The following is a 21,707-nucleotide window of genomic DNA, read 5'->3' as shown; positions in this document are numbered from 1 at the left end:
GATCTTTCACTTTTATATAGTAAAAGGGATCGCAAGTTGTTATCAAAAATTCAATGATGAATAACGCTATTTCAAGTAAAAGAGGAGGGAATGAATTTGATTGAAGGTATGTTTATTCGATATCTGATGGGGATTCAATATGATCTTGATAGGTATCAATGAAAAGAATACCGTTACTGTTCACAACTGCATAGTGCACGTCTTCAATATTTAAACTCCTTGTTTTTAATTCAGTTTTAATCCATGAATCATTGTAGTAATCGGAGAAGTTTTTCCTTATCATTCTCCCGTTCATGATCAGCTCGATAGGCAAAGATCCTGGAGATGAAGAAAGGTTTAGATCTTTCTTTGTCACAGGCTGAAATTGGTTCTTTTTACGAATGGATAATTCGCCACTTACTTCCACCATCGCATCATCCACTTCATTAATATCAAATATTCCAAACTCTCTTAGGTGCTGGTTAAGGTCATCCAGAGAGAATTTAATCTTCTTCATATTGTCCTCGAGAATTTTTCCACCTTCCATTACTACGGTAGGCTGGCCTGAAATCCAGGATCGTAATCGTCGACTTTTGGCAGCTAAAAAAAGTAATAAATAAAACATGAAAATTAAAGCAAGAAATCCCGTAGCCATCTCAAAGAAGTTCAACTTTGTATTAAACCCCATATTAGCTATAAACGATCCAATTGTAATCGAAAGCGCAAAGCTGTAGTAATTTTTATGAGCATTAATATGTTTACCGGTAAACAAAGTGACGACAACTAAAAGGACAAAACTCCCTAATGATCTTGAAACAACTTGAATAATGTCTTCCATCATTACCCTCCTTTTTTCTAATAACAGTATGAACCAAATAGAGCGGGATATGAGAAGGGAAGATTGAAGTAAAGTAATAATGGACAAAAAAAAGACCCTCTGGAATTGAGGGTCTACCACGTTTAAACTGTTAGCTTTTCTTTTTTTCGACGTTCAATTACAGGTCTAGTATAGTCTAATCCTCGTCGAGTCATTTCCTGTTTTAATAATTGAACGAATTCAAGCGAAAGCTCTAGTTTGCATGCCATTTGATAAGTATCTACCAGTAAATCGTTAGGCAGTTTTTTCACCTAAGCGCCCCCTTGATTCATTCATTTTAGAATGAAAATAAATAGCCTCGCAGGAGCCGGTTGCACTACTTACTCCCTATAATTCAAGTGCCCAGATAAGAATTATAGTTCATCGTATTCTCTCTGAAAAAATTCGATTATGATATCGGCATATGGTCTATTATAAATTATTTCGAATCGTTTAACTATACTAAAAATTCCCTAAAATTTGTTAAGCAATGACGATTGTCTTCGATGCCTGTTTTTTTATGGAAGAAAAAGGGGGGAGCAGGTCATTTAATAATGTCAACCTTGAGTACTAGGTTCACAAAGACTCAAATCGGGTATAGTGCTTATAAGCTACTGAATAGTAGTTTACAAGTCGACGGGTATGGAGGTGATTGTATGAGCTTGATGTTTACGAGTTTGAACAGAAGAGTGGAGGATAAGAGGAGCTCTCTCATAAGCAAGTTAATGGATTTAGGATACACTCAAGATTGTCTCGGAAAAAGAACAAGAGATATGACATTGCCAGAGCTTGAACAAATTCATATCAACCTAGAATACAAACAAAATGAGGAAATGGGAGTTTAATTCGCTTTAAAAGAAGAGGAGAGCAATCCCACCTGCCAACAAACCAACCGATCCAGCAGCTAACACAATCTTACCAGTTCGGTTCATTTTATGAAATATTCGGATAAACATTTTGCTACGCCTCCTTGTTTTAAAAATTATTACTTACTTAAGAATACGTTTTAGAGAAAGAAAAGGATTCATATTTATTGCAATTATACCTAATTCATCGAATCAAGAGCAGCAGTTCTTGATTTTTTTATGTTCAGGAAAGTATAACGTGATTTAGTATTCGAATAACTTTTTGGCACGATACAACTCAAAGGTCCAGCGTCTAGTCCTTCAATATCTAATTCAATCGACTTTATTTAGAAAAAAATCCAGTACATTGCTTGTCCTAAGATAGTAGGGCTTCCAAGGGAGTACGCTTTTCTTCTGGACAAGAAAAAACCAGAGGATGGTGAAGCCACCTCTGGTTACTGTGTGAATCACTTGAGAACGGGTAACGGTGATTCACAATGATTGATATTCAATTTTAGTAATAGAAAGAAGCTCCTACAATAATCAAAAGAATAAACAACACGACGATCAATACGAAAGAACTTCCACCGTATCTTCCGCCGTATCCGCAGCCACCAAAGCCGCCGTAGCCACCATACCAGCCCATGTGTTTCACCACCTTTTTTGTCCTATACCACAAACTATGAAGGGACAAGAAGACATGAGAGGGCGAATGACTATGAATAAGGTTTATCAAAAGATTTTCTGCTAAAGTACTAAAAATTAATACTCAATACTTAATTATTCGGTGTAAAAAAACGCAAAAGAAAATAGTGTAAAAAGTGTTTTTTATTAGGTTCTAAATTAAAATTAGAGTAAAAAAATTCTAATTTTTGCCTCATGAAAATTAGCTTATTTTTCCTTTAAAAAAAGATAAAAAAGAAAAAAAGAAAGAACGCTCTATCTCTTGTACGCCTTGGCTGGAGCGCATGTAAGCGCTTTACAAAAACACTGAATAATCTAAGTGTTCAGAAAACTTTTTAAAAAGCTGTTGACCTTAGACACAAATCCGTTTAAAGTAGTCCTCAATCAACTACACCGAAACCCCGAATTAATCGGATGGTTGATTTCATGTGGAAGGACCATTTGGACCCTGACAAAAGTGAGAGTGCATGCTTACCTAGACAGGGTCCGCTCTTTATCAATCATTCTCTAAAATTTCAAACATTAAACTATAAAAGAAAGGAGTGCTAAGAATGAGCAGCCAATGGATTTACTTAGGTGGCGAATATGTTAACAAAAATGAGGCCGTTGTTTCCGTTTACGACCATGGTTTCTTATATGGAGATGGGGTGTTCGAAGGCATTCGTGTCTACGAAGGCAATATCTTTAAGCTCGACGAACATTTGAATCGCTTGTATGATTCAGCAAAATCAATCATGCTTCAGATTCCATATGAAAAGGAGGAGCTTGAAGAGATTATTGCGGAAACCGTCCGAAAAAACCAACTAGAGACCGCTTATATTCGCGTCGTTGTTTCTAGAGGATCTGGCAACTTGGGTCTAGATCCAGCGAGTTGTTCAAATCCACGTGTGGTTGTCATTGCTGAGGCACTCGCTTTATTCCCGAAAGAACTCTATGAACGCGGGGTAAGACTTGCATCTGTATCAAGTCGAAGAAACCGACCGGACGTTTTACCTCCACAAGTGAAATCATTAAATTATTTAAATAATATCTTAGTGAAAATGGAAGCGAACCAGATAGGTGTCGATGAAGCCCTCATGCTGAATGATCAAGGCTATGTAACAGAAGGTTCAGCGGACAATATCTTCATCGTGAAGAATGGAACAATCCTGACACCACCAACTTATTTAGGAGCACTCGAAGGAATAACGCGAAACGCCATCATCGACCTAGCAAAAGAAAAAGGCTATGAAGTAAAAGAACAGCCATTCACTCGACATGATGTTTACGTGGCTGACGAAGTTTTCTTAACTGGAACAGCAGCAGAAGTCATTGCTGTAGTAGAAGTGGATCAGCGTCAAGTAGGAGATGGAAGCCCTGGTGTTGTTACAAACCACCTTCTCTCTGAATTTAGAAAGATCACAACGACAGATGGTCACAAAGTGTATGCTGAGGACCAGGCACACGTTAGCTAGTTAATTGACAATTAAACAAATCGTAATGCGAAGACGGGAATAAAGGAATAAGTTCTTGTATTCACAGAGAGCCGGGGTTGCTGGAAGCCCGGAAATACATCTTATTCTGACATCATCCCTGAGTGTCCTTGCTGAACCTCTCAAGTAGGCAGGACCAGGTGTTCACTGCACCTGTTATCAAAAGGAATTCAGATGAATTCCATGAGGTGAAGCGTTAAGCTTCATGAATGAGGGTGGTACCGTGGAAACCGAAGACCTTTTCACCCCTCTCTTTCCTTATACCGTTCTGTGTATAAGGAAGCAGAGGATGGGAAAGGTCTTTTTTCATGACATAACTTCAGCGCTGATCGAGCGCTTAAGCTTTAAAGTTTCAGTAGGAGGGATTAAAAAATGAAGGCAGAGGCAAGTGTGAAAGAGCAGACGGCCACGAAGACAGGGGCGGATTTGTTAGTAGAAGCGTTGATCGATCAAAAAGTCGATACGCTGTTCGGATACCCGGGTGGAGCTGTATTACCGATTTATGATGCCATCTATCGTGCGAAAGGAAGTTTCGACCATATCCTGCCTAGACATGAACAAGGGGGGATACACGCAGCAGAAGGATACGCGAGAGTATCTGGAAGAGCAGGCGTTGTGATCGGTACATCAGGGCCAGGAGCGACAAACCTTGTGACTGGGATAGCGGATGCCATGATGGATTCTATTCCACTCGTCATTTTCACAGGCCAAGTTGCTAAAGGAGTTATAGGTACTGATGCGTTCCAAGAGTCAGATATCATGGGTATCACTACTCCTATTACTAAACACAACTATCAAGTTCAAGCGATCGAAGAGCTCCCTAGAATTGTGAAGGAAGCCTTTCATATTGCCACCACCGGACGTCCTGGTCCAGTAGTCGTTGATATTCCCAAAGACATTTCATCGACAGTTCAAACAAATAAAGTCGATGATAGCTTTCATCTACCGGGTTATCAGCCGAATTTAAAACCAAATCCACTTCAGATTAGTAAGCTTCATGAAGCGCTAGTGGCAGCCAAGAAACCTGTGGTGCTTGCAGGTTCAGGAATCGTTCATGCAGGTGCTTCAGAAGATTTGAAAGAATTCGTTCACAATTACCAGCTGCCTGTCACGACTACACTGCTCGGTCTAGGGAGTTACCCAGGAGATGATGACCTGTCGCTTGGAATGGCGGGGATGCACGGAACATATGCAGCAAACATTGCTCTTTACGAGTGTGATCTGTTAATTAACATCGGTTCCCGTTTCGATGATCGTCTGACCGGTAACCTGAAACATTTTGCACCGTCAGCGACTGTTGCACACATCGATGTTGATCCGGCGGAGATCGGTAAAAACGTACCGACACAAATCCCAATCGTATCGGATGCAAAAGCGGCACTCCAATCAATCAACAAGAAGAAAGTCCAGGGGCTTGATCATAAAAACTGGATGGCTGAGATCGATCATAATAAGACGGAATGTCCGCTGTGGCATGAACAGCCGGAATCAGAAATTGTTCCCCAATGGTTGATCCAAAAAGTCTATGAATATACGAAAGGCGATGCTGTTGTAACCACTGATGTTGGTCAGCACCAGATGTGGGCCGCGCAATATTATCATTTTGACCGTCCGAATCGCTGGGTAACTTCAGGAGGTTTGGGAACGATGGGATACGGCTTCCCAGCAGCCATCGGTGCACAGCTCGCTGATATGGATTCTACTTGCGTTGCAATCGTAGGAGACGGCGGGTTCCAGATGACTATGCAAGAGCTGTCTATTTTACAGGAGCGGAGGCTGCCGGTGAAAGTTCTCATCGTCAACAATCAGGCGCTCGGTATGGTTCGTCAGTGGCAAGAGAAGTTCTATGAAGAGCGTTACTCCGAATCGATCATCGATGTTCAACCTGATTTTGTGAAACTTGCAGAAAGCTATCAAGTACCCGGTTACTATATCGATTCACAAAAGAGTTTGGAAGAAGTCCTTCCGAAAGTACTAGCTGATGATCAGCCAGCAGTTATCGATTGCCGCGTACTTCAGAAGGAAAATGTATATCCAATGATTGCCCCAGGCAAAGGGCTTCACGAAATGATTGGGGTGAAGAAACCATGAGAAGGATTGTAACAGCTATCGTCCACAACCGAAGCGGTGTTCTCAACCGGGTGACAGGGTTGCTGGCGAAACGGCAGTTCAATATAGAAAGCATCTCCGTCGGACGTACAGAAACGGAAGGGGTCTCAAAAATGACCTTCGTCGTGGAAGTGGAAGATGAGAGAAAGCTAGAACAGCTGACGAAACAGCTTAACAAACAGATTGATGTATTGAAAGTTTCGGATATTTCAGATAAAGCTATTGTGGCAAGGGAGCTAGCGATGGTGAAAGTCATCAGTAACCCGCAAATCCGAAATGAAATCCAGGGCATCATTGAACCGTTCCGGGCATCAATTATCGATGTCAGCAAAGAAAGCGTGACGGTTCAGGTAACTGGAAAATCAGATAAAGTCGATGCCCTTATCGAACTATTAAGACCTTATGGAATTAAAGAATTGGCTCGCACCGGTTTAACAGCCTTTACAAGAGGGCATCAACCGCAAGTTACCGAGTTCAAACCTTATTCACTACTAAAATAATCACGGAGAGGATGTTTACAAATGGCAAAAGTTTATTATCACAACGATATTCAAGATGAGGTACTAAAAAATAAAAAGGTGGCCGTTGTTGGATATGGATCCCAGGGGCATGCTCACGCTCAGAACCTGAAAGAAAGTGGTCATGATGTAGTGGTTGGACTTCGTAAAGGGAAGTCATGGGATAAAGCGGAACAAGACGGCCTAGAAGTCAAAGTAGTAGCAGAAGCAGTAGCAGACGCAGATGTGGTCATGGTGCTCTTGCCGGATGAACATCAGCCGAGTGTATACGAAGAACACATCAAACCGAATCTGAAGTCTGGCGCAGCATTGGCCTTCGCTCACGGTTTTAATGTCCATTTTAACCAGGTGGTCCCGCCATCTGATGTTGACGTTTTCCTTGTTGCACCAAAAGGACCAGGACACCTTGTCCGTCGTACTTTTGAAGAAGGTGCGGGTGTCCCGGCACTAATCGGTGTTGAGCAAAACGTAACAGGTGAAGCGAAAGAAATCGCGCTTGCTTACGCTAAAGGCATCGGAGGCGGCCGTGCAGGCGTACTTGAAACAAGTTTCCAAGAAGAAACGGAAACTGATCTATTTGGAGAGCAGGCAGTACTTTGCGGAGGTCTTTCAAGCTTAGTAAAAGCCGGATTCGAAACGCTGACAGAAGCAGGCTATCAGCCTGAAGTTGCTTACTTCGAATGTATGCACGAGCTGAAACTTATCGTCGATCTTATGTACGAAGGTGGTCTTGAGGGCATGCGTTATTCCATTTCCGATACTGCACAGTGGGGTGACTTCGTTTCCGGACCACGTGTCGTTGATGAGTCCACTAAAGCCCGCATGAAAGACGTATTAACAGATATCCAGACTGGTAAATTCGCTAAAGGCTGGATTCTTGAAAACAAAGTCAATCGTCCGGAATTCAACGCGATCAATGCAAGAGAGAATAGTCATCAAATCGAGAAGGTGGGTAGAGAGCTCCGTGAATTAATGCCATTCGTCAAGAAATCCCAATCCAAAGAAAAGGATGTGGTCACACATGGCTCACGTTAATGTATTCGATACAACACTAAGAGATGGAGAGCAGTCCGCTGGAGTCAATTTGAATCGTCTCGAGAAACTTGAAATTGCCAAACAGCTGGAACGTCTAGGGGTAGATATAATGGAAGCAGGTTTTCCTGCTTCCTCCCAAGGCGACTTTGATGCCGTCAAAGAAATTGCTGATACCGTCCGAGGTTGTTCGGTTACAGGATTAGCGAGAGCAAACAAGCGTGACATCGACATCGCTTGGGAAGCCTTGAAAGGCGGATCGGAGCCGAGGTTGCATATTTTTCTAGCCACCTCTCCAATCCACATGACTCATAAATTGAAGAAAACACCGGAGGAAATCGTTGAAACTGCTGTTGAAATGGTTGCTTACGCGAAGGAAAAATTCCCTCACGTCCAGTGGTCAGCAGAAGATGCCAGCCGCTCCGACCTTGATTTCTTAGTTCATATTATTGAGAAAGTGATCGATGCTGGTGCTACAGTCATCAACTTGCCTGATACAGTTGGCTACACGACTCCGGATGAATACGGCAAGATGTTTCAGTACGTGAAAGAAAACGTCTCGAATATCGATAAAGCCATTCTTTCTGCACACTGCCACGATGACCTGGGGATGGCTGTAAGCAATAGCATTTCTGCTATCGAACACGGCGTTCGACAAATTGAAGGAACGATCAACGGAATTGGCGAGCGTGCAGGAAACGCTGCTCTTGAAGAGATTGCTGTTGCACTTCAAATCCGTAAAGACCGTTACGACTACCAGACCAACCTCGTCTTGAATGAAATCAAACGTACGAGTGATCTTGTCAGCCGTCTGACAGGCATGATGGTCCCAGGAAATAAAGCGGTAGTTGGACGTAATGCTTTTGCTCACGAATCTGGTATTCACCAGGACGGCGTATTGAAGGAAGCATCAACGTACGAAATTATCACGCCAGCGATGGTTGGCATCGATTCCAATCGAATGGTGCTGGGCAAACACTCTGGCCGACACGCATTCAAACAAAAAGCACAAGAGCTTGGCTTCGAACTGAACGACTCCAAGCTAAAGGAAGCGTTTGAATCCTTCAAGAATCTTACAGGCAAGAAGAAAGAAGTCACAGAAGACGATTTGTTTGCGATTCTAACCGATACGCAAACAGAAAACGAAGATCAGCCTAAGTACGAGATGAAGGCTTTCCAAGTACAATACGGAAGTATCAATCGCCCGACTGCTACAGTACTGCTTACCCGTCCAGATGGCGAGGAAGTCGAAAAAGCAAATACAGGCGAAGGAAGCGTAGAAGCGATTTACAATACGCTGGATGATTTGATTGATGCAGATGTTCATTTGCAGGACTATCAATTGAGTTCAATTGGTAAAGGGCGAGATGCTCTAGCTGAAGTCCATGTTCAGTTGACCGTCAATGGTGTGAAAGCCTCTGGTCGTGCTGCTGATCAGGACGTATTGGAAGCTTCGGCGAATGCCTTCATCAATGCTGTAAACCGTACACTTAATCGACAATATAAGGATTCGTATCAACAAGTTCAAGTTTAAAAAGGGGGATGTCCAATGAAAAAGCATATCGTTCTTTTGCCGGGAGATGGAATCGGCCCGGAAGTCACCAAAGCAGCTAAACGCGTTCTTGAAGCCGTTGCAGAACGTTATCAACACACGTTCACGTTTGAAAGTCAGGACATCGGAGGAGCGGCGATCGATCAGCAAGGATCGCCGCTTCCTGAAAATACAGTAGAAGCGTGCAAAAAAGCCGATGCTGTTTTTCTCGGAGCTGTTGGAGGTCCAAAATGGGATCAACTGCCTGGCCACATGAGGCCTGAAAAAGGACTGCTTGGCATCCGTAAACAACTTGGACTTTTTGCAAATCTTCGTCCCGTCAAAGCTTATCAACAATTGCTGCATGCATCGCCGCTTAAACCTGAAGTGGTCGCAGGCAGTGACCTTCTGATCGTTCGTGAGCTGACTGGGGGTCTGTATTTCGGTGAGCCTAGTGAACGTAGGAAGAATGGCAAGGAAGTTGTTGATACACTTGCCTATCAAAAAGAAGAAATCGAACGTATTGTAGAAAAAGGTTTCGAAAGTGCAAGACTTCGGAGGAAGCACCTTACATCCGTCGATAAAGCGAACGTACTGGAATCAAGCCGTATGTGGCGTGAAATTGTTGAAGAAAAGAAAAAGGATTACCCGGATGTTACCGTTGAGCATATGCTTGTAGACGCTGCAGCGATGAAGCTTGTCACGAACCCATCCGCTTTTGATGTTATTGTTACTGAAAATATGTTCGGCGATATTTTGAGTGATGAAGCATCTGTTCTTACTGGGTCCCTTGGCATGCTTCCATCGGCGAGCGTAAGAAGTGATGGTGTCGGACTCTATGAACCGGTTCACGGTTCTGCTCCAGATATCGCTGGAGAAAATAAAGCCAATCCGCTGGCTGCTATCCTTTCAACAGCGATGATGCTGAAGCATTCCTTCCAAATGGAACAAGAAGCTGAGGAAATTGAAAAAGCCGTGGCTGATGTATTGCAAGCTCGTTATCATACAGCAGATCTGCATATGACGAACAGCGTGCAAGTAAGCGGAAGTGAACTTGCGAGTAAAGTGATCGAACAATTAAGTACAAGTGATGCAGCTGAAAATATCATGCGCTGTTACGTGTAAAAGAGGGGAGTGGAACAAATGAGTCAACCGAAGACAATTATTGAAAAGATTTGGGAGCAGCATGTTGTTCATGAAGAAGAGGGGAAGCCGAACCTATTATATATCGACTTACATTTGGTCCATGAAGTGACTTCCCCTCAAGCATTTGAAGGTTTGCGAATGAGTGGCCGAAAGGTGCGGCGTCCTGAACGCACCTTCGCCACGATGGATCACAACGTTCCGACCGTCCACCGGAACGTCATTAAGGATGCCGTTTCTAAGAAACAAATGGAAACGCTGAAAGATAACTGTGAAGAATTCGGAATTAATTTGGCAGACATTAACCACCCGGATCAAGGAATTGTACACGTTATTGGGCCTGAACTTGGATTAACTCAGCCAGGTAAGACGATTGTTTGCGGAGACAGCCACACATCAACCCATGGAGCATTCGGAGCCTTAGCCTTTGGTATTGGGACAAGTGAAGTGGAACACGTCTTAGCCACACAGTCTTTGTGGCAGGCAAAGCCGAAGACCCTTCAAGTTCATATTGAAGGCAAATTGGGTACAGGCGTAACTGCAAAGGATTTAATCCTTGCGATCATAGGAAAATATGGTGTTCGATTTGGTACAGGGCACGTCATTGAATATACCGGTGAGGCAATTCACAACCTTTCTATGGAAGAGCGAATGACGGTTTGCAACATGTCCATTGAGGCTGGCGCACGAGCAGGCTTGATCAGTCCCGACCAGACCACTGTCGATTATTTAAAAGGTAAACGTTACGTTCCAGAAGGCGAAGCTTTTGACGAAATCGCTGAACAGTGGCTGTCTCTAGCTTCTGATGAGGAAGCAAGCTACGATCAAACTGTCATTATGCACGCCAATGAAATCGAACCACAGGTGACTTGGGGAACAAACCCATCTCAATGTGTACCTGTTGGCGGAAGCGTCCCTGATCCTGAGGCAATGGGAGAAGACGAAGACCAGGATGGTGTACAGCGTGCCATCGATTATATGGGACTTGAAGCGAATCAGCCGATTGTTTCCATCCCAATTGAGCACGTATTCATCGGTTCCTGTACCAACTCCAGACTGAGTGACTTGAGAAAAGCTGCTGAAATCGTTCGTGGCGGCAAAGTCCATGAAAATGTGAGAGCACTTGTCGTTCCAGGTTCCAAGTCCGTCAAAGATGCGGCTGAAGAGGAAGGATTAGATACAATCTTCCTTACAGCTGGATTTGAATGGCGCGATGCTGGATGTAGTATGTGCCTTGCGATGAATGATGATATCGTTCCTCCAGGCGAACGCTGTGCTTCCACATCAAACCGAAACTTTGAAGGGCGTCAAGGAAACGGAGCGAGAACTCATCTCGTCAGCCCTGAAATGGCAGCCGCCGCTGCACTCGAAGGAAAGTTCGTCGATGTCAGAAAATATGCCAGTGCTGTAGGAGGGTGAAGACATGGAGCCATTGAAAAAGCATAAAGGTCTCGTCTATCCATTGAATCGCTCGAACGTGGATACAGACCAAATTATTCCGAAGCAATTTTTGAAACGAATTGAACGACAGGGATTTGGACAATTCCTTTTCTACAATTGGCGTTTCCATGACGATGGGACGCCAAGGGAAGACTTTTCTCTGAATGATCCGATGTATGATGGTGCCTCGATTCTTGTAGGAGGTGAAAACTTCGGATGCGGGTCTTCTCGTGAGCACGCTCCGTGGGCGATTCAGGATTACGGCTTCCGAGTCGTAGTTGCCCCGAGTTTTGCTGACATTTTTTACAGCAACTGCTTTAAAAACGGTATCCTGCCGATCCAGTTGCCAAAGTCCGTAACGGAACAATGGATTCAAAAAGCAAGCGATCAGCCATACGAACTAAGCGTCGACCTGGAACAGCAAATCATCTCTGATGGAAAACAAGACGTTTCCTTCGATATCCAGCCTTACCACAAAGAAATGTTGTTGAATGGCTGGGATGAAATTGCTGTGACGTTAACGTATGAAGATCAAATCGATCAATTCGAAAAATCAAATTCAAAGGGAGTGAAGACGTTGGGGATTTCTTAACGCTAGCAAAAGTAATGGATGCACATGAAAAATTACAAGAGGTGATTCACCGGACGCCTTTAGAAACATCGGCGACCCTCAATCAGCAAACCGGTCAAGACGTGTACTTGAAAATGGAAAACCAGCAGAAAACAGGAGCATTTAAAGTAAGAGGTGCTTCTTACAAAGTGGAAAGCTTAACGGATGAAGAAGCTCGTCGTGGAGTTATCGCTGCCTCTGCCGGCAACCATGCCCAGGGCGTAGCACTCGCTGCGACAAAACGCGGCATCCAAGCGAAAATCTTCATGCCAGAAGCAACACCACGGGCAAAAGTAGAAGCGACAGAAGGCTATGGAGCAAGAGTCGTTCTTACAGGCGAATCCTTTCAGGAAGCCTACCAAGCGGCCATGAAAGAGCAAGAACGCTTAGGTGCAACATTTCTTCACCCGTTTGATGACTATGATGTCATGGCCGGTCAAGGAACGATTGCTGTTGAAATGCTTCAACAGCAGCCGGATCTCGACACCTTATATGTTCCAATCGGTGGAGGCGGACTAATCAGCGGAGTGGCATTCGCAGCCAAACAGCTGAAGCCAGATATCCGAGTCATCGGTGTCCAATCCGCTAAAGCTCCGTCCACCTATAATGCCCTTTATAAAAAAGGACCTGAAAAGCTGACTTCCGTTGCTACGATTGCTGATGGAATCGCTGTGAAGGAAAAAGGGAAACTCACCTTTTCTTGCATCCAAAAGTATGTGGATCAAGTCATCACAGTCGATGAGCAAGAAATCGCTAAAGCCATGCTGATGTTATTGGAAAGAGAAAAAACACTCGTTGAAGGAGCAGGCGCCACAGCGCTAGCTGGCCTTCTGAGCGGGCAAGCTTCCTCTGACAGCCAGCGTTGCGGTGTGATTTTAAGTGGAGGGAACATGGATCTTTCCAAACTTCCCTTGATCCGCAAGCTAGCCAACTCTAAGAAAATGGTGATCGCGTAACATGAAGACTGCCGTACCTTATAGGTGCGGCAGTTTTTTGTGTGAAAAGGTGTTGAAGAGGGAATGGGAGCATAACTCGTCCTAAATAGTGCAAAGTCGGATATGAATGATGCAAGCTCCCGTCTAAAGCGATGTTCAGCGAGAAAGGTACAAATAAGATGTGATTTGGTATAAATAGACTTCATATACAAGGAGGAGTTTTAATGTCCGATCGTCCAAAGAAATTCACGATGACACGAACGTTTCACGCCCCGAGAGACATCCTGTATGAAGCATGGACAGAGTCCGAACACCTGCATCACTGGTGGGCACCTAGAGAAGACGCTGTCGAAGTGAAACAGCAGGACCTCACTCGAAAGGAAGGCAACTACCAATATAAAAACACAGACAAGAAGGGACGTCCGGTATGGGGGAAGTTTAACTATCGGGAGTTAGAGGGACCTGAAAAACTAACATACGTTCATTCGTACTTAAATGAGCAGGGCAAATTAACCCGTGGTCCGTATCATGACTATTGGCCGATGGAAGTTGTAAATACTGTGACCTTCTCAGAAGAAGACGGAGTAACCACTGTTCATTTTAAAGGAGAGCCGATATATGTCACAGAGGAAGAAAGGGTGGCCTTCGAACAGACCCAGGATCAATTAAAACAAGGATTTAATGGGGCTTTTGATCAATTAGAAGAATATATTGCTAATTTAAAAAAGGATCGTAAATAAGTATCTGACAGATTGATTATCCAATTTAAAAAGATAGAGAACTTCCTACATATATAGGAAGTTCCCTTTTTTATTTCTATTTAGTATTTGTTAAGACTGGATCCTGTACAAATCCGATCGACTCTAAGGCCATCTGCAAGCTTCTGAATGTAGCGATCGCTTTGAAGTCAATACCGAGAGAAACAACAGTTTGAGTCAGTTCCGCACGCATCCCTGTCAAGATCGGCTGTACACCAAGCAATTTCAGAGCGTTAAATATAGAATTTAAGTTATGTGCAACCATCGTATCAATGATGGCAATACCAGAAAGATCAATAATTAAATGACTTAACTGCAGCCGTTTGCTTTCTTCTAAAGTTTTTTCAAGGATGTATTGGGATCGTTCTTCATTCATTTCACCGATGATAGGAAGAACAGCGATACCGTTCGTTATTGGAACAATGGGCATGAGCAGTTCTTGGATATTGGCATAGGCTTTACTCATTTCACTTTTATGCTCTTCCAAATAGACGAGGCTGTAACTATAAATGCAACGGTCTATGAGTGGATCAATAATGGTGATCGCGTCAATAACTTCATCGATGGTAATCGAAGATTGGTCAGCTTCCTGCTTAATTGTTTTTAGAATGGCTGACCTGAAAAAGCGCAGCCCGTCTAGAGATTCTTCAAGAGGGATTTTCTCCAATACAGCGATTTCTCCCGCTTTTTTACTCCAATCTGTAATAAGGTCGAAGTATAGCTTTTCATCACCATATACGGCTTCTCCCAAATACTTAATGATGGTACTGCCAAACTCTTCTGCCTCTTGCTCTGTGAGAGACATATACTTTCTTGATTTTATCTTTTTAACAAGTTCCGGTTCTTCTTGCATTCTCAATTCCAAAGCGAGTGCCGAAATTTCGAAACGATTTTCAACAATTTTTTCACCTATCAAATTTGCCTGTTCACCCATTTGACTTCCTCCTGTGTAATGTACCCATATTCCCTCATCATGGTGGTTTTCATTTCATCGAGCATTTTATGAATCAAATATATTTATAAAACGTATTCGTTAGTAGATAGTTTTTTGTTAGGATTGAAAAACCTGCTGACAAGTTTTATTTCTTTTACTATAAAACCATAATCCTCATATTTTTTCAATAATATCTATAAATAATATATAGGAAAAGTAACCCATCATGAGAGTAATAGAAACCCGTATCTGAACCGGGTAGTTGTGGAATTTTGGAAATTGTGAAATGCTAAAAATCAGATAAATTTATAAGGAGGAGTTTTATGAAGACTACTGATCTTGAAAAATTCATAGTCAAACCAATTGAGGGGTACACACCGGCTATTGGACGCTTACTTTCAATGATGGAATATACAAGAATGACGACACTTGAAGCGGTCCAGGGGTTAACGATTTCACAGCTTGATTACCGTATGAATGGACAAGGAAATTCTATCGGCTGTCTCTTACACCACATGTCCTGTGTAGAAGAAGTCTATCAGATCATCACGTTTGAAGGTCGAGATCCTAATAAAGAAGAGTTACATAAAATTGAACTTGGTTTAACACTTGGTGAAAAGGCACATGAGGTTATGAATAGCAGGGAGCTTGATTTTTATCTAAATCAGCTTCAGAAGGTACGTGAAGAAACTCAAAGACGTTTTAAGGAGAAGGATGATGCCTGGTTAGATGAGGTTTCTCCATTTGGCCCCAATCATAAAGCCAATAATTATTTTCGGTGGTTCCACGTGTTTGAAGATGAACTGAATCATCGCGGTCAAATTCGACTGATTCGTAACCACCAACAGAGGAGCTGTTAGCTGAACGCGATTGATCAGGGTCTACTCTCCTAGAGTGTACATAGAGAAAAAACCGTTTTCGGATTTCATATCCATCACGGCTTTTTTTCTATAGAACTATATGTTTCTTGATGCTCGGATCCCCAGTCATGCATCAATTCAAGTATTGGCATCAACGTCTCACCTTTAGCCGTCATCGAATATTCCACTTTTGGCGGGATCGTTTCATACTGTTTTCGGTTCACAAGTTCATCTTCTTCCAGTTCTTTTAACTGCTGGGTCAGCACTTTATGGGTAACACCGGGAAGCAGTCTTCTGATTTCGTTATATCTTAGTGTGCCATCGACACCTAAGTGCCACAAAATCACCGTCTTCCATTTGCCACCGATTTTTTTCAATGTATATTCAATCGAGCACTTCAATTTACCATGTTCATCTGTAGGAGTACTCATTATTAAATCCGTCCTTTCTTACCTCTAGGATAGTTTCTCACAAAAAAGTGCATTCTTACATGGAGAGCACTTCATCCTTATAATGAAATCACATCATATCTAGGAGGATTAAAACAATGATACCATATCCAAGAGCTTTTTCTCATATTGGACTATCTGTCCCTGATTTAGACGCAGCTGTGAAATTTTACACTGAGGTATTCGGGTGGTACACAATAATGGAGCCAACCGAAGTGGAGAACGATGATACGCCAGTCGGCCAAATGTGCAGAGACGTATTCGGAGATGACTGGGAAACCTTCCGTATCGCTCACTTAACGACAGGAGATAAAATCGGTATTGAACTGTTTGAGTTTCCGCATAACGAACAACCTGAAAACAACTTTGAATACTGGAAAACAGGAATCTTCCACTTCTGTATTCAAGACCCCAATATCGAGGGGATGGTGGAAAAGATTAAACAACATGGTGGAAAGCAGCGTATGCCCATTCGAGAATACTATCCGGTTGAGAAGCCATATAAAATGGTATATGTCGAGGATCCTTTCGGAAATATATTTGAAATTTATACCCACAGTTATGAGCTGACCTACTCTCAAGGAGCTTATTAATGGGATTAAAAACTTATTAACCCTCACGTAACGTAAGCGTTTATAGTTTCATTAACGCTGTTATGAAAGGAGGGAAAATAACATGGGAGCTATGGAATGCCCGGGAATTAGTTTTAGAAGACCCTGATGGTTATATGACCCCACGCTAACTGGGGTGAGATTTAATGCGGACTATTGATTGAAACTCATGACTTCATCAAATGTTTTATGCTTGTCAATCACCATGGATAGAGTAACAAGGCGTTAGAAGCTGGTGGAACAAGTGTGCAGAAACCTGTTAAGAAGGAAAATGATCCAGATCAACGCGGTGGAGTGAAGGATCCGGGCGGGAATCCATGGTGGATCTCTACACAGCTATTAGAAGATTGAAGTTTCACTAAAAAATGGATGCCTTCATTAGGCGTCCATTTTTTCGTCAGTTTTCTGAAACGGAACAGATCCTTAAACGTAATGGAATAATAAAAGATTTTTACTGTCAAAATAGGGAGGAAATGAAGCGGGACGATAAGACTAAATATTTTGTTGATATTAAGTAACTCAGGGAATTTTCCTTAAACTTGCAGCTATGAGATTCACAACCATTTTTGAGGATAGCGTTCTTGCTTTTATAGGATTTTTAATGATTTTTCGATATCAAGATTTTTTTGGAGGAAAGCTTGGTTGCAGTGTCTTTTATATTGACAGGATGAGGTGAATACATATGGAACTAATGTCCTTTTGGCGGATTAGCAATCCTCGTTACAATAAGTTTAGTGATGGCGATTTATTCAATTAAAAAACAGTATCAAATTAAGCAACCTATGAAGGAAATATGACTAGCATTATGTTTGATTATTGGCGCAGCTTTTTAACTATCCACAATTTAGTGGAAAAGAACTCGGGGAATGTTCAAAAGGTGTTTGAAGAGTATCGTAAATGGGATGAACTTGGACGTAAGTAACCTTTGACCCATTAGTTTGAAATTGATCCTTCATCGTTAGCTAAGCATGCATAAAAAGGTTTAGAGTTATAGTGTAGTATATTCCTATTGATATCACCGTTTTAAATACGTCGCTAAGGAGCAAATGTAATGGAAAAGGTTATGGAAGGTTGCTGGTTAAATCGTAAACGGCTGTAACATTAATTTATTATAATTTTTACGATCATTTCACTTTGTGAGGGAATATACAAGTATGACTAAGAGTAAGATGGGTAAGGACTTCCATCCAGCCCGTGTTACAAGTCTGATGAAATGATAAAATAGAAAAAAGATATTAAAGGAGTGCTCATTCATTGTATCTGAGTGATGTAAAGAACCTTAAGTTTTATAGCCAGCTATCTTTGAAGCAAGTAGAAGACCGGCTTTTGATTACGGCTGATTTTCCAAAGGAATTTTTGATAGAGAATCAAATGAAAGATCCCTTTCTGTATGTCACGTTATACGTACGTGGAGGAGCAAGAATCAAAATCATTGATGAAGGCACAGCGAAGCTTTATATTCCAAGTCCCAAAGATATTGACCCTGAGACCTATAAATACATTATTGAATTTGCAAAAGACCACGCTCCTCAGTTTAAGAATCGAACAAGGAGATCATAACTAACAGACGCTTTCCTATAAGAGAGCGTCTTTTTTTGTTTTTTGTAATGTCTCTGTAACATTCGTAATAATTAAAAATCTATCTAGTGGAGAGCTTCTTCTGAGAGCGACAAAGCTTCAATTCTCCTATATTTTATCCAGATGGTTCCCAAGGGGCCTTCATCAGCTGTCCTCTACTCTTAAAATGCCTAGGAACTAGATGAAAACCCTAATCCATGAAGCAACAAAAGGTCCTTAAACCAGTGAAAGTCATAGGACTTTAACGGTCCTGTAATCCCGTGCAAAGAGAGTTAAAGTATAATAAAGACAATCACAGAAGGAGGACTTCTAATGAAAGAAACCATTTATAATTATAACCAATTAATGCTTATGTTAGATGAATTTTTGCGAGAACCTACTCTTTTTTGGGATGAATTTTATTCGGACAGGGACAAGCCTGTTCCATTTTTTGAAAATGCTCCAGATGAGAATTTGGTAGCGTACTTAGATGAAGGACTGATCTCAAAAGGAAAAGTGCTTGAGCTGGGCTGTGGACCTGGTAGAAATGCTATCTATTTGGCTGAGAAAGGGTGGGAAGTAGACGCCGTAGACTTGTCGGAAACGTCATTGGAGTGGGCTAAAGAGCGAGCACAAGAAAAAAAGCTTCATGTGAAATTCATAAAAGAAAATATTTTTGACTTAGATGTAGAAAAGGGAACCTATGATTTAGTTTATGATTCTGGCTGTTTTCACCATATCGCTCCACATCGCAGAATGTGCTACATAAATTTAATAAGAAAAGCCTTGAAGCCCGAGCGGTGGTTTGCCATCACGTGTTTTGTTAAAGGAGGAAGATTCGGAGGTGCTGAAATGACAGATTGGGAAGTGTACAGGGAAAAAAGCTTGAAAGGAGGTTTGGGCTTTACGGAAGAAACGCTCAAGAAGATCTTTCACCAATTTCAACCTATTCAGATTAGAAAAATGAAGGAAACTGCAGACTCAGAACCTGTCTTTGGTATTCCAGATCTGTTGACGGCCTTATTTCGTTATAAAAGGAGTATCTCATGAATTTATTGAATCTAGCAGAAATAATGAGCAAGGAATCGAAACAAGATCGTTTAATTCTGGGAATAGACGGATTGAGCAGATCAGGGAAATCGACATTTAGCCAACGATTGGCGAAGACATTAGAAGCAGGCGACAAAAATGTCCAGATCCTCTCGATCGATGACTATATTGTAGAACGTGAAAAGCGATATGACACGCAGTACAAGGATTGGGAGGAGTACTATTTTCTGCAGTGGAATATAGTTGAATTAAGAGATTCACTTTTTCATCAGTTAAAAGAGGCAGATGAATTAATCCTTGCTCGCTATGATTCGCAAACTGACCGTCATCGAAAAGAACTCATGGATATGACCAAATTTGACATAGTAATTGTGGAAGGAGTTTTCCTTCAAAGAGAGGAGTTTAAACCTGTATTTGACCGGGTAATCTATCTTCATTGTCCGAGGAAAAAAAGGTGGATGAGAGAAAGTAAAGCAACGAGAAGGAAGATCGACAAATTTCAAAACAGGTATTGGAAAGCGGAGGACTATTACTTACAAAAAGTAAGACCTTTAGAAGAAGCAGACTGGATTATCAATACTTAATTACTCTTTTTGGGCAAAAAAAAAGAGGCAGTTACCTACCCTTTAATCAATTCTTCTTATATTCCAAAAGCGGTGTTTAAAGCTATTGGAATTAATTTGATCAGCCATCCGTTCCGCATCAAGTCTTCCTTGAAATATTTTGTCTTCCTGACTGCTTGTATTCTTAAGCGTTTCCGTCCGTCCATCTCTGATTCTTATGAGTTTGTAAATAGCACTCACCTCACTTTTTAACCTATTGAATCTGTAATAAAATTATCTCATGATAATTTTTGAAAAGATACCACGAATGCCGCCTTTTCGTAACCAAAATACCTACAGAGTCCGACAATATTTACAAATTTGGTCTTTTAAAAATGACTGGATCTGTATCCAAACACAATCGGAATCATTGTCATTGGTATAAATATCTGGTTGACATTGAGAATCATTCTCTTTATAATTATTTTTGCAATTGATATTCATTTTCAATTATTACTTACATAAACACAGGAGGATTACGATGTTCTTGAAAAATAAGCTGGTATTATTATTGATTGTTATCGGACTAGTTTTATCTGCATGCGGACAAAATGAAAACACTTCTGGTGAGGATACAGAGAAGGATAATACTTCTCAAGAAGAAAAAGAGCAGGCTTCCAATGAAGGTGCAGAAGAAAACGATGAGAGTGAAGAAGAGAATGATCAAGAATCAGACTCTGAATTTGTACAGGCTTACAACGAAGGAATAGCCGAACTAGCTAAAGCTGGTGAGGGAGAAGAAGTTGATTACGAAAAAGTGATCGATCTATATAACAATTCGTTGAAAACATTGGTAGCCAACCGTGACGGAAACATTGATCAACAAATATCTACTGCTCTTGAAGCAGGTAAAAGTGGAGAAATGGATGGTCAAATCGTTAAACAGATCTTTGACAAGCTTACACAGAAAGTATTCTATCTGACAATTAAACATGAATTCCAGGAAATCAGTGAAAGCTGGGGAGACAAAGAGCTGGCGAAGGAAGAAATCGCTGAAGCGAAGGAATTTTATACCGTATTGAAAGAAACGGTTGAAAAGCGTGATGCTGCGTATGACACAAACATGGTAGATCAGATCGAGGGTGGTTTCAACGAAATCGAAAAAGCCGTCGAAAATGATGATAAACTTGGGTTTGAATTAGGAAAGCAAGTCGTCGACAAGACGATGATGAAAACCTTCTATCTTGCAGCCGGGGCCATGCCGCATGGGTATGCATCCAAAGCAGCTAAGGAAGCCAAAGAAGATCCTGAACACGCAAAAGTTGAGCAAGCAGAAGGCTGGGCATTCTACCAATCCGTTTCCGATTATATCTCTGAATATGCCCCTGATGAAGCAGCTGTCATTGAGGAGAATTTCAATCTTGAAACGGACGTCAAAGAACTTGACCCAGAGGCTGTGAACAATGCGTTTGTCCGTGGTCTTGCGAAAGTAGCCCTTCACGAATATGAAGAAAGTGAAGAAGACTGGGGAGAAGACAATTCCGTAATCACGGGTCTTGAAGGTGCTTTGTTCATTGATATGATTGCAAGCGATATTAAGCGTGTACAAGGAGAAGAAGCTTATAATACCCTGAATGAGCAAGCTCAAGGCTATTTAGAGGCTGTTAAAGCAGATGAGAAGCAGCAAGCAATGGATGTTCTTGAGAAAATCGAGGAAACATTGAACACTGTCATTGAAGAAGCTAAGTAAGCACGCAAGAAATAGGTTATGATAGATGTAAGAAACCTTGTT

24 protein-coding genes and 1 riboswitch are annotated in these 21,707 nt (G+C 41.8%); of the genes, 19 read left to right on the top strand and 5 right to left on the bottom strand.

The features are described from left to right. Nucleotides 1–112 precede the first annotated feature (112 nt). Nucleotides 113–817, bottom strand: coding sequence for a DUF421 domain-containing protein (locus tag ACRYKC_RS04755; RefSeq protein WP_433805546.1), 705 nt, complete (start codon nt 815–817; stop codon nt 113–115). Nucleotides 818–939: 122 nt separating this feature from the next. Further along, a complete protein-coding gene (gene sda / locus ACRYKC_RS04750) occupies nt 940–1,107 on the bottom strand; it encodes a sporulation histidine kinase inhibitor Sda (protein WP_433805544.1) in 168 nt (55 codons plus the stop codon). Between the two features lie 45 nt (nt 1,108–1,152). Then, nucleotides 1,153–1,236, bottom strand: a riboswitch (cyclic di-GMP riboswitch). Between the two features lie 255 nt (nt 1,237–1,491). Between sda and ACRYKC_RS04745 the strand changes: the two genes are divergently transcribed. After that, nucleotides 1,492–1,680, top strand: a complete 189-nt coding sequence (locus tag ACRYKC_RS04745) for a hypothetical protein (RefSeq protein WP_433805543.1) — start codon at nt 1,492–1,494, stop codon at nt 1,678–1,680. Nucleotides 1,681–2,194: 514 nt separating this feature from the next. On the opposite strand, the gene ACRYKC_RS04740 is transcribed toward ACRYKC_RS04745, so the two are convergent. Beyond that, nucleotides 2,195–2,326: a YjcZ family sporulation protein gene (locus ACRYKC_RS04740; RefSeq protein WP_433805541.1), complete on the bottom strand. Its 132-nt coding sequence runs from the start codon at nt 2,324–2,326 to the stop codon at nt 2,195–2,197. Between the two features lie 589 nt (nt 2,327–2,915). Here ACRYKC_RS04740 and ilvE point away from each other — a divergent pair. The 10 genes from ilvE (at nt 2,916) to ACRYKC_RS04690 (ending at nt 13,894) form a co-directional block, all read left to right on the top strand. Then, the gene (gene ilvE / locus ACRYKC_RS04735; protein WP_433805540.1) at nt 2,916–3,818 is read left to right on the top strand and encodes a branched-chain-amino-acid transaminase; all 903 of its coding nucleotides are present in this window, start codon (nt 2,916–2,918) and stop codon (nt 3,816–3,818) included. Between the two features lie 390 nt (nt 3,819–4,208). Then, entirely contained in the window at nt 4,209–5,927 is a 1,719-nt protein-coding gene (gene ilvB, locus ACRYKC_RS04730; protein ID WP_433805539.1) for a biosynthetic-type acetolactate synthase large subunit, read from the top strand. After that, entirely contained in the window at nt 5,924–6,445 is a 522-nt protein-coding gene (gene ilvN, locus ACRYKC_RS04725; RefSeq protein WP_433805538.1) for an acetolactate synthase small subunit, read from the top strand. Before ilvB ends, ilvN begins: the two co-directional genes overlap by 4 nt. A gap of 21 nt (nt 6,446–6,466) precedes the next feature. Next, nucleotides 6,467–7,498, top strand: a complete 1,032-nt coding sequence (gene ilvC, locus ACRYKC_RS04720; RefSeq protein ID WP_085030440.1) for a ketol-acid reductoisomerase — start codon at nt 6,467–6,469, stop codon at nt 7,496–7,498. Further along, nucleotides 7,485–9,029 carry a 2-isopropylmalate synthase gene (locus ACRYKC_RS04715; protein WP_433805537.1) on the top strand — a complete coding sequence of 515 codons (1,545 nt, stop codon included), beginning with the start codon at nt 7,485–7,487 and terminating at the stop codon, nt 9,027–9,029. Before ilvC ends, ACRYKC_RS04715 begins: the two co-directional genes overlap by 14 nt. A gap of 15 nt (nt 9,030–9,044) precedes the next feature. Next, a complete protein-coding gene (leuB, locus tag ACRYKC_RS04710) occupies nt 9,045–10,151 on the top strand; it encodes a 3-isopropylmalate dehydrogenase (RefSeq protein ID WP_433805535.1) in 1,107 nt (368 codons plus the stop codon). An 18-nt stretch (nt 10,152–10,169) separates the two neighbouring features. After that, the gene (gene leuC, locus ACRYKC_RS04705) at nt 10,170–11,588 is read left to right on the top strand and encodes a 3-isopropylmalate dehydratase large subunit (RefSeq protein ID WP_433805534.1); all 1,419 of its coding nucleotides are present in this window, start codon (nt 10,170–10,172) and stop codon (nt 11,586–11,588) included. A gap of 4 nt (nt 11,589–11,592) precedes the next feature. After that, nucleotides 11,593–12,201 (top strand): 3-isopropylmalate dehydratase small subunit, encoded by a 609-nt coding sequence (gene leuD, locus ACRYKC_RS04700; protein WP_433805533.1) that lies wholly within the window; start codon nt 11,593–11,595, stop codon nt 12,199–12,201. Nucleotides 12,202–12,215: 14 nt separating this feature from the next. Then, nucleotides 12,216–13,175, top strand: coding sequence for a threonine ammonia-lyase (ilvA, locus tag ACRYKC_RS04695; RefSeq protein WP_232324797.1), 960 nt, complete (start codon nt 12,216–12,218; stop codon nt 13,173–13,175). A gap of 203 nt (nt 13,176–13,378) precedes the next feature. After that, complete coding sequence (locus ACRYKC_RS04690; RefSeq protein ID WP_433805531.1) at nt 13,379–13,894, top strand: SRPBCC family protein; 516 nt, start codon at nt 13,379–13,381, stop codon at nt 13,892–13,894. 76 nt (nt 13,895–13,970) lie between these two features. On the opposite strand, the gene ACRYKC_RS04685 is transcribed toward ACRYKC_RS04690, so the two are convergent. After that, nucleotides 13,971–14,846 carry an STAS domain-containing protein gene (locus ACRYKC_RS04685; RefSeq protein ID WP_433805530.1) on the bottom strand — a complete coding sequence of 292 codons (876 nt, stop codon included), beginning with the start codon at nt 14,844–14,846 and terminating at the stop codon, nt 13,971–13,973. A 323-nt stretch (nt 14,847–15,169) separates the two neighbouring features. Here ACRYKC_RS04685 and ACRYKC_RS04680 point away from each other — a divergent pair, with 323 nt between their 5' ends. Beyond that, entirely contained in the window at nt 15,170–15,706 is a 537-nt protein-coding gene (locus tag ACRYKC_RS04680; RefSeq protein WP_433805529.1) for a DinB family protein, read from the top strand. 74 nt (nt 15,707–15,780) lie between these two features. Here the strand turns inward: ACRYKC_RS04680 and ACRYKC_RS04675 are convergent, their stop codons facing one another. Continuing rightward, nucleotides 15,781–16,137, bottom strand: coding sequence for a winged helix-turn-helix transcriptional regulator (locus tag ACRYKC_RS04675; protein WP_433805528.1), 357 nt, complete (start codon nt 16,135–16,137; stop codon nt 15,781–15,783). Nucleotides 16,138–16,256: 119 nt separating this feature from the next. On the opposite strand from ACRYKC_RS04675, the gene ACRYKC_RS04670 reads away from it, so the two are divergent. The 7 genes from ACRYKC_RS04670 (at nt 16,257) to ACRYKC_RS04640 (ending at nt 21,665) form a co-directional block, all read left to right on the top strand. After that, complete coding sequence (locus ACRYKC_RS04670) at nt 16,257–16,748, top strand: lactoylglutathione lyase family protein (protein WP_433805715.1); 492 nt, start codon at nt 16,257–16,259, stop codon at nt 16,746–16,748. 811 nt (nt 16,749–17,559) lie between these two features. Further along, entirely contained in the window at nt 17,560–17,688 is a 129-nt protein-coding gene (locus tag ACRYKC_RS04665) for a hypothetical protein (protein ID WP_433805527.1), read from the top strand. Between the two features lie 332 nt (nt 17,689–18,020). Continuing rightward, on the top strand, nt 18,021–18,326 hold the full coding sequence (locus ACRYKC_RS04660; RefSeq protein ID WP_433805526.1) for a hypothetical protein: 306 nt from the start codon (nt 18,021–18,023) through the stop codon (nt 18,324–18,326). A 330-nt stretch (nt 18,327–18,656) separates the two neighbouring features. Then, nucleotides 18,657–19,373 (top strand): class I SAM-dependent methyltransferase, encoded by a 717-nt coding sequence (locus ACRYKC_RS04655; protein WP_433805525.1) that lies wholly within the window; start codon nt 18,657–18,659, stop codon nt 19,371–19,373. Beyond that, nucleotides 19,370–19,957, top strand: coding sequence for a kinase (locus tag ACRYKC_RS04650; protein ID WP_433805524.1), 588 nt, complete (start codon nt 19,370–19,372; stop codon nt 19,955–19,957). Before ACRYKC_RS04655 ends, ACRYKC_RS04650 begins: the two co-directional genes overlap by 4 nt. A gap of 9 nt (nt 19,958–19,966) precedes the next feature. Then, entirely contained in the window at nt 19,967–20,188 is a 222-nt protein-coding gene (locus ACRYKC_RS04645) for a hypothetical protein (RefSeq protein WP_433805523.1), read from the top strand. Nucleotides 20,189–20,456: 268 nt separating this feature from the next. Continuing rightward, a complete protein-coding gene (locus ACRYKC_RS04640) occupies nt 20,457–21,665 on the top strand; it encodes a hypothetical protein (protein ID WP_433805522.1) in 1,209 nt (402 codons plus the stop codon). The last annotated feature ends 42 nt before the right edge of the window (nt 21,666–21,707 follow it).

It is taken from the genome of Halobacillus sp. A1-3 (assembly GCF_050971765.1).
GTDB classification, from domain to species: Bacteria; Bacillota; Bacilli; order Bacillales; family Halobacillaceae; genus Halobacillus; species Halobacillus mangrovi_B.
Note: the sequence above shows the minus strand (reverse complement) of the source record. Positions and strands in the feature narration are given on the sequence as shown.